Source organism: Psychrobacter sp. Rd 27.2, from assembly GCF_001921755.1.
GTDB lineage: Bacteria > Pseudomonadota > Gammaproteobacteria > Pseudomonadales > Moraxellaceae > Psychrobacter > Psychrobacter celer.
In genome coordinates, this window is record NZ_MRYB01000001.1 from 547,504 (window position 1) to 561,345 (window position 13,842).

The window sequence follows — 13,842 nt, forward strand, 5'->3', positions numbered from 1 at the left end:
CACCTTTATCACTTCTATAACTTCAAACTTACCTTATAATTATACTTTGATTATGATGAAACAAACGACACTACAAGATGCGCCAACGGTATGCGATTGGCACTTTCCAAACCTGCCCGCCCACCGTGCCCAAGATGGTAATACAGAAGAGGAAACCTCACCGCAAGCAGACGTACTGGTGGCTGAGCCAGAAATCGCTAAGCCGCCGATGTATGCGGTGGTCATGTACAACGACAACTACACACCGATGGAATTTGTGGTGTATGTCCTGCAGTCGGAGTTTCGTCATAGTATGGATGCTGCTGTGGAGATTATGCTGACTATTCATAATAGTAGCAAAGGTATCGCGGGCATCTACCCGAAAGATATCGCTGAAACTAAGGCCAAAAAAGTCAACAGTCTGGCTCACCGCGAAGGGTATCCGTTATTGACCCAAATCGAACCACATCAAGGGGAAGGATAATAGCGACGTCTGATGCCCACACCTTTACGGAAGCCTCAAATTAATAGGTTTGGTTGTTGATGGTGTTTATCAGTCATTCCCCCATCACCCCATTACCATAGTCAAATCCAAGTAACTCAAATATAGGGCTATCCAGTCGCTCAATGAAACAGTGAAAACATGAAGCAGTGAGATAATAAAACGATGTTTTATCTCACTGTACTGTTTTTATAATGAATTCACTATCACGTCCCCATTCTTCACCTTACTTCTGTCTCTCTGCCTCTTTGTTGTTTGTTTTCCATTCTGTCTGTTTATCTATCTTGCTGTCTTGACGCAATATGCTTCGATACATTTTAGTCGATGTTAATAGATTGACTATGGGTAAATATCGTGTTGAGATAAAGAAAAGCGAATATGAGTCATAATGCCCTGTACTTGACTGCTCGGCGCAGGCTTAATCGTCGATAGATGACTCTTTTTATCGGTAAGGGTATCCAAAACAGGGAGGTTGTGGTCCGCATTATTGATTGATATCAAGCAATTATGCCGCCATTGCCCTTGAACAATCCATCTATCGCCCTGATTTACTTACTAACTCATTCATAAAGCTATCAATTATAAAGATAGGTACAACCGTAGGAAGTCCTTATGTTAAGTCGTCATCTTGAAGTTTCTTTGCGTTTAGCAATGACGCTTGCGCGCCAAAAATCGCATGAGTATCTCACTGTTGAGCATCTATTGTTGGCACTACTAGAAAACACTCATGCCGCCAACACCCTAACGGCTTGTAATGCCAATGTTTCAGCGCTACGCACCGAGCTTGAGGCTTATATTAATAAGCACACGCCGACGGTGGATGCTGATACCGAGCAATCCCCGCAGCCAACCCAAAGCTTTGATCGCATCTTGCAGCGTGCTATCTTTCATGTACAGTCTATCGGCGGCGGCCGTCTGGTAGAAGGCTCGGATATTCTTGTGTCGATGTTTTCAGAGCACGACACCTATGCAGTATATTTGCTCAAAAAGCAAGGCATCAGCCGTCTTGAGCTGACGCAGTATCTCTCGCATGGTCAAGATAAAGATGAACCATCAGAGCCGCGTGCATCGATGACAGGTGAGCGCCGCGGTGCCTCAGAAAAAACCAGCAAAGATCCGCTAGTCGAGTTCGCTACCAATCTAAACCAGCGTGCCGCGGAAGGTAAGACCGATCCGCTTATCGGCCGCGCGTCTGAGATTGAGCGGGCGGCACAAGTGCTATGCCGTCGCCGCAAAAACAACCCGCTATTGGTGGGCGAGCCAGGCGTAGGTAAGACCTCTATCGCTGAAGGTTTGGCGTGGCTTATCATCAACGAAAAAGCGCCAAAGCCACTGAACGGCTGCGTGATTTATAGTCTAGATATCGGCGCGCTCATCGCTGGCACCAAGTATCGCGGTGATTTTGAGAAGCGCATGAAATCCTTGCTTGATGCACTAAAGAAAAAGCCCAATGCGATTTTGTTTATCGATGAGATTCATATGATTATCGGTGCAGGGTCATCGATGAGTAGCAATATGGATGTCTCAAACCTGATCAAGCCTGCCCTTGCCAACGGCGAGCTACGCTGTATCGGCTCGACCACCTTTACCGAGTATCGTCAAGTGTTTGAAAAGGATCATGCTCTTTCTCGTCGTTTCCAAAAAATCGACGTAAAAGAGCCAAGTGTCGACGATACTATCGATATTTTACGCGGGCTTAAACCGCGTTACGAAGAGTTTCACAATGTTGAGTATAGTGATGAAGCTTTGGTCACAGCAGTTCAGTTGTCAGCCAAGCACATCCATGAGCGTTTTTTGCCAGACAAGGCGATAGATGTCATCGATGAGGCAGGTGCCTATAAGCGTTTGGGTGTCGTCCCTGATGCTGATGCTGTCGCGGCAGAAGAAAGCTTCATCGCTGATTTAGAGCAGGATTTTGATACACCAGTTGCAGCAGCGGACGATGTTGATACAGACTATAGCAGCGAGATGCAAGCGGAGGCAAACACTGCCAAAGCCGATGATCAAGCCTATGCGAACGAGAAGTCTCATGAGGACTCTCAAGCCACTAAAGTGAAAAAAGCCCCGATGAAAATCGATGTGGCAGATATCGAAGCCATCATTGCTAAGCTTGCCCGTATTCCGCCCAAATCGGTGTCCAGTGATGATAAGAGTATCTTGGAGCACTTGGACCGTGACCTCAAGCATTTGGTGTTTGGTCAGGATGAAGCCATCACGACTTTGGCAGATGCCATCAAGCTGTCGCGAGCTGGGCTCAAAGCGCCAGACAAGCCGATTGGCTCGTTTATGTTTGCCGGCCCAACAGGGGTAGGTAAGACAGAGGTATCGCGTCAGTTGGCCAACCTGCTCGGCGTGGAGCTGGTACGTTTTGACATGTCAGAATACATGGAAGCGCACACCGCATCACGTTTGATTGGCGCGCCTCCTGGCTATGTTGGCTATGATCAAGGCGGTTTGCTGACCGAAAAAATCAATCAGCATCCGCATTGCGTGTTGCTACTAGATGAGATCGAAAAAGCCCACCCTGATGTCTTTAACTTGCTACTGCAGGTGATGGACCATGGTACGTTGACGGATAATAATGGCCGCGTTGCTGTCTTTAAGCAGGTGATTATCATCATGACGACCAACGTCGGTGCGGAGAGTATCAGCCGCTCGTCCATGGGCTTTACCCAGCAAGATCATAGCCGTGACAATACTGAGGCGTTAAAGCGGGTCTTTACCCCTGAGTTCCGTAACCGTTTGGATGCGATTATTCAGTTCAACCCATTAGATACGTCGGTTGTGGTATCAGTGGTCGATAAGTTCTTGGTTGAGCTACAAGTACAGCTCGATGACAAACAAGTGACATTAGAGATCGACGATGACGTACGTGACTATCTGGCGGACAAAGGCTATGATCGTCTAATGGGGGCTCGTCCGATGCAGCGCTTGATACAGGATGAAATCAAGAAGCCGCTTGCGAGTATGATTTTGTTTGGTGACTTGGTCAATGGCGGGGTCGTACATCTGACCTTGGCACCTGAGGCACAAGATGAAACAGACGAGAACGCTGTCGCATTAGAAAAAGATCAGAGCGCCAATAAAGGCTCAGCAGACAGTCGTATCGTGCTGACGGTGGTGGAGACGCACGAGCCACACCCAGATTCTGAGTCATTAGCCAGCTAAGGCTTTGCTACTAATATAATAAGAACGGTTACCATATTCGTGCGGTAGCCGTTTTTTTATTGTTATAATTCATCATCTCATTTTTATTTATGTTGATTGACTTTACTAAAAGTAAGGGTCTTGTAGGTAGTAGCCAGCCAACTTTTATACATAGTTAATTCATTTCAAAATAAGTACCAGTCGTATATAACAACTAAAAAAGGACACAGTATGGAACCTCTCGATGCAAAAGCGCCAAAAACAGCCGCACAAAAAAAGGCCATCTTAGACAAAGTACGTTTGCCAGAAGACTGGAAGATGGCCTTGGCAGATGAGCTGACTTCTGAGAATATGGACAACCTACGGGCTTTTTTAAAGGAAGCTTATCAGTCGCCAGATAGCATCTATCCACCAGCGCCACTGATGTTTAACGCCTTTAATCTCACGCCATTATCTCGCGTTAAAGTGGTCATCTTAGGGCAAGACCCTTATCATCGCCCAGGTCAGGCCATGGGATTGTCGTTTTCGGTACCCAAAGCCATTCCAAAACCGCCGTCACTCAATAATTTGCTAAAAGAGATGGCCGATGATATCGGTGTTCAGCCATCAGCGCATGGGGACTTGACCTATTGGGCGCAGCAAGGTGTATTACTGTTAAACAGTGCGTTGACTGTGCGAGAAGGTGAACCAAACAGTCATCAAAATCAAGGCTGGGAGCAATTTACTGATGCAGTGATCGATGTGGTCAACGAACAAACAGAGCATACGGTGTTTATTTTGTGGGGTAGTAAAGCCCAGAAAAAAGGTAAATACATCCATGCTGATAAACATTTGATTTTAACCGCTGTCCATCCATCGCCGCTGGCGGCAAACCGTGGTGGATTTTTTGGCACCAAGCCGTTTTCGAAGACCAATGATTATCTCCGGCAGCATGGCCGTACACCCATTGACTGGCAGTTGCCGCAGTAGCTATCTATGACCATTCCTTTTTTTGCCGCAGAGACACTGCAGGCGCATCATTGTTGTCTGCCTGATGGGGTTAGTTACCACTCAGGCCCTGATAGCTTGTCTGTGGACGCTGCTGGTAGCCATGCTCGACATCAGCTTGAGCTGAGCACTCAGCAGTTTTGGACGCTAGAAGATGTACAGTGGATGCATCAAGCATTGGCATTGGCTCAGAGCGGCGCTGAGCTGGGCGAGGTGCCAGTGGGCGCGATACTGGTACATGAGCAGCAGATGATTGGTAAAGGCTTTAATGAGCCAATCGGCCGACATGATGCCACCGCCCATGCCGAGATAGTTGCTCTAAGAGATGCCTGTAGCCACCTAAAAAACTACCGTCTGCCATCAAACACCACCTTATATGTGACCTTAGAGCCTTGCACCATGTGTATGGGCGCGCTAATCCATGCGCGAGTGGCGCGGCTGGTGTATGCGGCAAATGAGCCGCGAGCTGGCATGGTGGGTAGTCAGATGGATCTGTCGGCACAAGATTTTTATAATCATATCATTACTGTACAACGGGGTTTGTGCAGTGAGCATAGCAGTCAGCTACTTAAGCGGTTTTTTCGAGCGCGTCGTCAGCTGGCCAAGCAAAAAAAATTAGATGTTAAAAAATAAGGGCTTTTGCTTATCTACAAAATATACTGCCTGCAAATATAAGCATCAGTCATGGTGATGATAGGGTTTTCTTGCTATAATATCGCCCTATTTGGCGCTGCGATTATCAGATGGCTGTTAAGTATTTGATAAGGTGGTGAATATCGCGCTGTCCTTAGCAGTGGGCGATATATGTTGTTTTTATAATTGAGTAAACATGATGACTGTCTCTACACCTGACTTTACGCCTGATAATGCTTTGCAGGACCGTGATCCCTCTGAGCAAGCGGTACAGCGTTATCCCGTGATATGTATTGATGGTCCAAGCGGGGCGGGTAAAGGCACAGTCACATGGCGCTTAGCGCAAGCACTGGGTTATCAGTTATTAGACTCAGGGGCGCTATACCGCATCGTCGGGCTCAAAGCCTTTGAAGCAGGACTGCTCGGTGCCGACGGTTGTCAAGACATTGACGAGCAGGCAGTACTGACATTAACCCAAGGTTTAGATATCGTGTTTGTGCCCAATGAGGCATCAGGCCGCGTAGATATCATCGTCAATGGCGATGCCGTTGGCGAGCAAGTACGTAACGAAACCGTTGGTGGCTATGCCTCAAAGATCGCGGTATTCCCTAAAGTGCGTCAGGCGCTGCTCACGCTACAGCAAAAAATGGCCAGTCGCTCAGGGCTGGTCGCTGACGGCCGTGATATGGGAACGGTGGTATTCCCTGATGCGGATGTTAAGGTATACTTGACAGCCAGTGCCAAAGCGCGTGCTGAGCGCCGTGTCACGCAGCTATTAAGTGCAGGGCAAACCGCAGATTTTGAGGCGATTTTGGCAACGATCAAAGCGCGTGACGAGCGTGATGAAAACCGCGCGACGGCACCATCGAAGCCTGCCAAAGACGCTTTATTGCTGGACAGTTCATGTCTGGATGCCGACAGCGTATATGAACAAGTCAAAAAATACTGTCAGGACAAAGGTATTTGTTTTAATAATTAATAAAAACAATACAGTAACTACCAACTCACTACCAAAAAATTTGCTACAGGCTTTGGTTTTAGTATAAAATTGTATAAGTAGAGATGTGCAATAAGCCAAAGCCAACATTGGAGCAATAGTAAAAATGTGAGCGGGTAGTAAAGACAGTTGTTGCTAATGAGTGTGATGAGATGCTCGCTTATTAGCAACAAAGGTTTTTTATATGACTGCATAAGATATAAAACCAGTATTCTCGTTTTATGCAATCATAAATTTGATCCGTACTGTGCTGGACAGGATACGGCTATACAAAGGTAGACATAATGGAATCATTTGCTGAACTATTTGAAGCGAGCATTGAAGAGCAGGGTCTGGATATCGAGCGTGGCTCGGTTATTACAGGTACTGTTGTGGCCATCGATAGCGATTGGATCACAGTAGATACTGGTCTTAAATCTGAAGGTATCGTCGCTCGTGAAGAGTTTTTAAGCGAAGAAGGCGAACTTGAAGTTGAAGTTGGCGATAGCGTTGATGTCGTGGTTGAAGCGGTTGATAATGGTATGGGTCAAACCCTACTATCACGCGAAAAAGCCAAGCGCGTCGAGACGTGGAATGTCCTTGAAAAAATCTATGATAACGATGAGATCGTAAAAGGTATCATTTCTAGCAAAGTAAAAGGTGGTTTTACTGTAGACGTGGGTTCAGTACGCGCGTTCTTACCAGGCTCATTGGTTGATGTACGTCCGATTCGTGACACCACACATCTTGAAGGCAAAGAGCTAGAATTCAAAGTCATCAAACTTGACCAAAAACGTAACAACGTTGTGGTTAGCCGCCGCGCAGTAATGGAAGCTGAAAACTCAGCTGAGCGCGAAGAGCTATTGAACAAGCTTGAAGAAGGTATCGAGATCGAAGGTATCGTCAAAAACCTAACTGATTACGGTGCGTTCGTTGATCTTGGTGGTATCGATGGCCTGCTACACATCACTGACATGGCATGGCGCCGTATCAAGCACCCATCTGAGGTGGTTGAAGTCGGTCAAGACCTAAAAGTTAAAGTATTGAAGTTTGACCGTGAGCGCAACCGCGTAAGCCTAGGTCTAAAACAACTTGGTACCGATCCTTGGGACAACGTTGGCGGTACTTACCCAGTCGGTAGTATTGTTAAAGCTCGCGTTACCAACCTAACTGATTACGGTTGCTTCGCTGAAATCTCTGAAGGTATCGAAGGTCTAGTACACGTATCAGAGATGGATCACACCAACAAAAACATCCACCCATCAAAAGTTGTACAAGTGGGTGACGAAGTTGACGTGATGATCCTAGATATTGATGAAGAGCGTCGTCGTATCAGCTTGGGTATCAAGCAAACCCTAGCAAACCCATGGGAAGAGTTTGATAAGAAACATGAGCGTGGCGATAAAATCACTGGTACTATCAAGTCAATCACTGACTTTGGTATCTTTATCGGTCTAGACGGCGGTATCGATGGTCTGGTTCACTTGTCTGATATCTCTTGGAACGAAACGGGCGAAGAAGCAATCCGCAACTACAACAAAGGCGACACTGTAGAAGCAATGGTATTGTCTGTAGATGCAGAAGCGAACCGTATCAGCCTAGGCGTGAAGCAGTTAAGCTCAGATCCATTTAACGAATACCTAGTCGCCAATGACCGCGGTGCTATCGTCAATGGTAAAGTAAAAGAAGTAGACGCTAAAGGCGCTACTATCGAGCTTGCTGATGAAGTTGAAGCGTACTTACGTGCCTCTGAGATTCAGCGTGACCGTGTCGAAGATGCCACCAAGCATCTAAGCGTTGGTGATGACGTTGAAGCGAAGATCATCAGTGTGGATCGTAAGACTCGCAACATCAACTTGTCTATCAAAGCAAAAGACGAAGCTGAAGAGCGTCAAGCGATCAAAGATCTAGGTAGCAATGCGCCACAAGCAGCTGATGCTCAACCAAAAACCATTGGTGATTTGATCAAAGAGCAAATGCAGTAAGCGACAAGTTATTGATCTAAAAGTAATATAAAAAAAGCGACTTCGGTCGCTTTTTTTATGATTGAGTATTTGGTATGCGTTACATCTTCAAGGTTTTTGCGGAAACAAAGCAAACTCTTATTTCCATTTATGATAATATCCGCTATCATTTGCAACATTGAGTAACGAGATGTAAATCACTGCTTACTGATGAGAGCTGTATTAGCACTACTGACCGGTATTTTGCTTTTTGTTTCGATTTTCAGTATGGTCTTATACGGCTATATGAAGGGTTAAAACCTTTAAAAACCTTTAAAAAATAGTAACTTGGTTTACAATCATCTTATCCATCAATTAACAAGGCAAGCGTAACGATGCAGCAAGCGATTAATAAGTCTGAATTTATTAGTAATTTGAGTGCGAACTGTGACAATATGACTGATAGCGTGGTCGATGATGCAGTGCGTGAAATATTAAACTTAATGACCGATACACTGGCCAATGATGGCCGAGTAGAAGTACGTGGGTTTGGTAGCTTTTGTTTACATCATCGCCGTGCCCGTATGGGCCGCAATCCTAAGACTGGGGAGAGCGTACCAGTACCTGCCAAAGCCATTCCGCATTTCAAGCCAGGCAAAGCCCTGCGCGAAGCGGTCAATGACAAAGTGGCTAATGGATAGATAATACGATCATCATGGCAGCGTTGGGTAGTATTCATTAACAGTAGCGTGAAAAGTAGCATCGCTGTTTGTGACAAAACGTGGTCTTTGAGTCCTTTGCAACCCATCAAACCAAGGTATATGTCTTATGCGCTTTTTACTGTTTGTACTACTGTTTTTAAGCTTCGCGTATTCATTAGGGTTGGTATTGGCCAATAATACCGAGGTTGGCGTAAATTTACTGTTTTCACAAGCGCCGACGATGAATTTGGGCTTATTACTGATCTTATGTCTGATACTAGGTATTGTGATTGGTATGCTACTGGCGCTGCTGCTCTTTCGTGTTTTACAAAACAAATGGGAAATCTCACGTCTACAAAAAGCCAATACCAATCTGCAAGAACAACTGACGCAAGCCAATGTGGTCATCGATCGTCAAGCGACTGCGCCTTCGGTAGAAGAGGCAGTGTATGGTTCGACAGCGACCAACGTGCACGATAATCACGCCGCTAAAGATGAAGCGGCGACACTGACCAAACAAAAACGTGACTAAATCTGACTAAGTCTGAAGAGAGCGTCAGCTAGGCACCTTATGATACAAACTTGCGAGACAGGTGAGTTGGTAGCCATCCGTTTGGTCGCTGTTTGGTTTTTTTAACTTCGATATAAATGTGGCAACACTATGAATAATGCAATCAAATCTCCTGTCGTTGTCGCCTTAGACAATATGACAATGGAAGCGTCGCTCGCGTTGGCTGACAAGCTCGATCCAGCGCTGTGCCGTTTAAAGGTAGGCAAAGAGCTGTTTACGCGTTGTGGCCCTGATATCATCAAGGTACTGCACCAACGTGATTTTGAAGTGTTTTTAGATCTTAAATTTCATGATATCCCTAATACTACGGCACAGGCGGTACTCGCGGCGGCTGATTTGGGTGTGTGGATGGTCAATGTGCATGCGAGCGCAGGCTTAGAGGCGATGTCGCTTGCCAAACAGCGCTTGTTGGAAAATAACTTAGATACCTTGCTGATTGCGGTCACGGTACTGACTTCTATGGACAATCAAGCATTGACGCAGACGGGTATTACCGATGGGCTGGATACACAAGTCAGTCGCCTAGCACAGCTGACCAAGCAAGCAGGTCTCGATGGCGTGGTCTGCTCAGCACGAGAAGCCCAGAGCCTAAAGGCGCTATGTGGTCAAGATTTTAAGCTGGTGACGCCTGGTATTCGCCTCGCTGAGGACAATGCTGACGACCAAAAACGCATCTGTACGCCTGCCCAAGCGCTACAAGATGGTGCTGACTATCTGGTGATCGGACGTTCTATCACGCAGGCGGCCGACCCAGCGGCCAAGCTGCAACGGATACTTGAGGGTATCTAGCCTAAGTCAAAGACAAAGAAAAGAGACAGCCTAAGCCGCTGTCTTTTTGCTTTTTGCGGGTAGATAAAAAGGTGCTACACTACTTAAAATTTATGTTGATATCTATGACAAAAAATACGCTATGCTTCTATGCATCGTCTGATTGATTTTTGTCCTTGATGTCCTAAGACACTATTGGAAGATATGAAATTACAGATTTTAAGTGACCTGCATATTGATAGCTATGCACGTCAGTCGCATCCGATGGGGCATATCCCCAAGACTGATGCCGACGTGGTGCTGGTCGCAGGCGATACGGCCAATAGCGACAGCGGTATGCCGTGGTTACAAGCGCAAGCGGCCCGTCTGCAGGTACCTCTGATCACCATCGCAGGCAATCATGAATACTTCAATGAAGACGTGCTGCATTTTGATAAAAAGCTGGCCATTTGGGATAACTATGATGCCAAGTCGCAGCAAGGCGTGCGGGTTTTACAGTGTCAACACATCGATATTGGAGACGTACGTATCTTGGGCTGCACCTTATGGACGGATTATCAGTATCAGGCCAATGAAGAAACCATGGCAGCGGCCAAGCGTTTTATGCGTGACTATAAACAAATCTATGCCGGTAGCGAGTTGTTTTCCCCTGAGGTGTCCATGCAACTGCATGCTAAGCAGCGTCAATGGCTACAGCAAGCATTAAAAACCGCTCAATCGCTTGGCAAAAAGACCATCGTCATGAGCCACCACAGCATCAGCCCGTTGTCGGTATCTGAGAAATATGCCAGTCTACCCAGTAATGCTGCGTTTGTGAGTGACTTGTCAAGCTGGATGCAGGAGGAATGGGCACCAGCGCTATGGGTGCATGGCCATACCCATGAAGCCTTTGATTATCGTATTGGTCGTACCCGAGTGGTTGTCAATCCACGTGCGTATCCCAACGAAGTCAGTAGTACCGAGATAGCATTTGCTTGGGATAAAGTGATTGAGCTTGATTAGATAGCATACTCTCGCTTGAGATAAAGCGCATAGCAGTGCTGGGCGGTTTTCATTTCGGTTTTGCTTATTTGCAACTGAATTTATATTTTGTTCATTCTTCACAAAAAATCTGCTACGCTTGCTGGCATGAGCAAATACTTCCACAACACTTTATCGAAACTATCTGCAGAAAGGCGTGCCAGTCATACGCCAAGCGCGCCCGCGCCGTCGCACCTGCCTGATAGTATGATCTCTTCAGTAAGCTTGTTGCCTGAAGACAAGCGCCTGATTTTATTTACCAGACACTCCCTGCGAGAGCGCTCTGACGGTAATGGCTTTGCCAGTTATCAGTTGCCATTGACTCCTAAAGGTCGCGTCTTGGCCAAGTCTTGGGGGCGCTGGTTGGCAGGTCATCTGCCATACTCTCTAGACGTGGATAGCATCTCAAGCCCTATCGGCCGCTGTATTGATACCGCGCAGCTTATGCAAGCAGGTGCAGGGTTACAGCGTGACATCATGCACCAGTCGCTGTTGGTAGAGCCTGGTAGCCTCGTCACTGACCCTGAGGTTGCCAATCCAGTATTTAAAGAAATCGGCGTGCTCAACTTTATCAATCGTTTTTTACAAGGCAATCTTGCTGGCACCAAAAATGCGTATCAGGGTGGCTTGGATATCTTGTCGCTTTTTTATCAGCATCAGCCGCAGTCTGGGCATCTTATGCTGGCGGTCAGTCACGATACGTTGCTGTCAGCATTTTTGGCGGTGATGTTTGATGTGGTAGAGATTGATTGGAATGATTGGCCAAAGATGATGGAAGGGGTGTTTTTGTGGTTTGATGATAAGCCATTTGAACAAGCCAGTGCCCACTTCGTCTGGCGCGGTGAGGTCTATATACGGCCGATTGCGACGTTGTTAGAAGGGTACCGTGCAGCAGGGTTTCATCCAAATACATTGCTGTTGCCACCAGAGGTGAGGTGGGACTAAGCTTAGCATCAGCAGTGCCATGGTTGAATGTTCAACACGCCCTATAAACGAGGCATTGTTTTTATGGTTTTTGGGCATAAAAAAACCTTGCCTCAGCATAAGAGCTAATGACAAGGTTTTGATCATCACCCAAACAGAGTGATGCGGTCTAAACGCGACCTATCTTAAGCTTGTAAGCCTTTGATGGTTTTGTTTAGGCGGCTCTTACGACGAGCAGCTTTATTCTTATGAATAATACCTTTGTCAGCCATACGATCAAGAACAGGTACCGCTTTTTTGTAAGCTTCGGTAGCCGCGTCATAATCTTTAGCTGCGATAGCCGCATCAACACGTTTTAAGTAAGTACGAACCATAGAGCGTTGTGACGCAGAGTTCTGACGACGTTTGGTGTTTTGACGGGCGCGTTTACGAGCTTGTGCAGTATTAGCCACGCGTATCTCCTTGATAAAGACAGATAAAAATATGAATGTTGATTGCAATAATGGGTTTAACAATCATCGGTGACGAGCAGCCGTCTCGTCAAACATGATGTCGATGTCCAATACTAAAGTATCTAATATCGGTAGTCATCGCAAGCGTCAGAACTGTTTGGAATAATTAAACAGCGTTGACGTGTAAAGCCGGTTATCTTAGCAAATTATTGCGCTTAGGACAATATATTTGATGGTTAATCGGTAAAGAAGTTATGCTATTTTATCAATATTCGGTTTTTTCATGTATCTACTCTCAAAGGTTGCGGCCAGTAAAAGGCTTGACGGATAAAATCTCTTACAATAAATTCGCTATAATACCCTCACCGCCGAGTGATTTTAGGTATGATACGCAAGCGGTAAGTTAAAATAGCGCCCAGATATGCTGGCGGATAAGCGACTACGATAAATAAAGAGAATGCTTTGTATAAGAGTGCTCTCATATCTCATACGATACGAATGGATAAGATATGCAGCGAAAAGCAATTGTGATTGGCGCGACAGGATTGGTAGGGCAATATCTTGTCAAGCAGCTGAGTGAGCTTTATGACACGTTGATTGTGATTGCACGGCGTCCGCCACGCTATATCAATGCTAGCATGAGGTTTTATCAAGTCAATGATTTTGACAACTTGGCTGAGGTGTTTGCCAGTGTCGGCGCTGATCGCAGCACCGATGCTTTTAGCTGTCTTGGTACGACCAAAAAGCAAGCTGGCAGTGATGAAGCCTTTCATAAAGTGGATCATGACTACAATGTGACGTTTGCTACGCTGTGCCGCGAGAAAGGGGTAGAAAACTTCTTTTTATTGTCTGCGATGAATGCTGATATCGACAGTCGGTTTTTATACAACCGAGTCAAGGCGGAGACCGAGCAGTCCATCATGGCGCTAAACTTTGCCCATTTGGTGATTTTTCGGCCATCGTTGTTGCTCGGTAAGCACAAAGGTCGCCCGCTTGAGAGCCTAGGTCAAAAAGCCTTTAAGCTCGTCTCGCCTTTGGTGCCGGAGTCATTACCCCTGCATCCTATTTCTGCAAAACGTGTTGCTAGCGCCATGGCCATGAGCGCCCATGATATCTACGAGCGTAGTAAGTACCGCCGTGAGCCTGCGATTACCACCACAGATATCATCGAAAATAAACAAATGCTGGCAATGACCAAAGTCAAAAAATAGCCTCAGTAAAAAACACCAATCATACTTT

The 13,842-nt window shown here is 46.2% G+C and carries 13 protein-coding genes; 12 read left to right on the plus strand and 1 reads right to left on the minus strand.

The window, feature by feature from the left end:
- The first annotated feature begins 52 nt into the window (after positions 1–52).
- The 11 genes from BTV99_RS02255 to BTV99_RS02305 all read left to right on the plus strand — a co-directional run bounded on the left by BTV99_RS02255 (position 53) and on the right by BTV99_RS02305 (position 12,172).
- A complete protein-coding gene (locus tag BTV99_RS02255; RefSeq protein ID WP_075100697.1) occupies positions 53–463 on the plus strand; it encodes an ATP-dependent Clp protease adaptor ClpS in 411 nt (136 codons plus the stop codon).
- A 630-nt stretch (positions 464–1,093) separates the two neighbouring features.
- Positions 1,094–3,649 (plus strand): ATP-dependent Clp protease ATP-binding subunit ClpA, encoded by a 2,556-nt coding sequence (gene clpA / locus BTV99_RS02260; protein ID WP_075100698.1) that lies wholly within the window; start codon positions 1,094–1,096, stop codon positions 3,647–3,649.
- Between the two features lie 210 nt (positions 3,650–3,859).
- Positions 3,860–4,597, plus strand: coding sequence for a uracil-DNA glycosylase (locus BTV99_RS02265; RefSeq protein WP_075100699.1), 738 nt, complete (start codon positions 3,860–3,862; stop codon positions 4,595–4,597).
- A gap of 6 nt (positions 4,598–4,603) precedes the next feature.
- On the plus strand, positions 4,604–5,248 hold the full coding sequence (gene tadA, locus BTV99_RS02270) for a tRNA adenosine(34) deaminase TadA (protein WP_083608476.1): 645 nt from the start codon (positions 4,604–4,606) through the stop codon (positions 5,246–5,248).
- Between the two features lie 199 nt (positions 5,249–5,447).
- Entirely contained in the window at positions 5,448–6,227 is a 780-nt protein-coding gene (gene cmk, locus BTV99_RS02275; protein WP_075100778.1) for a (d)CMP kinase, read from the plus strand.
- A 302-nt stretch (positions 6,228–6,529) separates the two neighbouring features.
- Positions 6,530–8,209, plus strand: a complete 1,680-nt coding sequence (rpsA, locus tag BTV99_RS02280; RefSeq protein WP_075100700.1) for a 30S ribosomal protein S1 — start codon at positions 6,530–6,532, stop codon at positions 8,207–8,209.
- A gap of 353 nt (positions 8,210–8,562) precedes the next feature.
- Positions 8,563–8,868 (plus strand): integration host factor subunit beta, encoded by a 306-nt coding sequence (locus BTV99_RS02285; protein ID WP_075100701.1) that lies wholly within the window; start codon positions 8,563–8,565, stop codon positions 8,866–8,868.
- A gap of 127 nt (positions 8,869–8,995) precedes the next feature.
- A complete protein-coding gene (locus BTV99_RS02290) occupies positions 8,996–9,400 on the plus strand; it encodes a lipopolysaccharide assembly protein LapA domain-containing protein (protein WP_075100702.1) in 405 nt (134 codons plus the stop codon).
- A gap of 129 nt (positions 9,401–9,529) precedes the next feature.
- Positions 9,530–10,228: an orotidine-5'-phosphate decarboxylase gene (pyrF, locus tag BTV99_RS02295; protein ID WP_075100703.1), complete on the plus strand. Its 699-nt coding sequence runs from the start codon at positions 9,530–9,532 to the stop codon at positions 10,226–10,228.
- 183 nt (positions 10,229–10,411) lie between these two features.
- Complete coding sequence (locus tag BTV99_RS02300; protein ID WP_075100704.1) at positions 10,412–11,209, plus strand: metallophosphoesterase; 798 nt, start codon at positions 10,412–10,414, stop codon at positions 11,207–11,209.
- 126 nt (positions 11,210–11,335) lie between these two features.
- The gene (locus BTV99_RS02305) at positions 11,336–12,172 is read left to right on the plus strand and encodes a histidine phosphatase family protein (RefSeq protein WP_075100705.1); all 837 of its coding nucleotides are present in this window, start codon (positions 11,336–11,338) and stop codon (positions 12,170–12,172) included.
- A 164-nt stretch (positions 12,173–12,336) separates the two neighbouring features.
- On the opposite strand, the gene rpsT is transcribed toward BTV99_RS02305, so the two are convergent.
- Positions 12,337–12,603: a 30S ribosomal protein S20 gene (gene rpsT, locus BTV99_RS02310; RefSeq protein WP_010200097.1), complete on the minus strand. Its 267-nt coding sequence runs from the start codon at positions 12,601–12,603 to the stop codon at positions 12,337–12,339.
- Between the two features lie 509 nt (positions 12,604–13,112).
- On the opposite strand from rpsT, the gene BTV99_RS02315 reads away from it, so the two are divergent.
- Entirely contained in the window at positions 13,113–13,814 is a 702-nt protein-coding gene (locus tag BTV99_RS02315; RefSeq protein WP_075100706.1) for an NAD-dependent epimerase/dehydratase family protein, read from the plus strand.
- Positions 13,815–13,842: the final 28 nt, after the last annotated feature.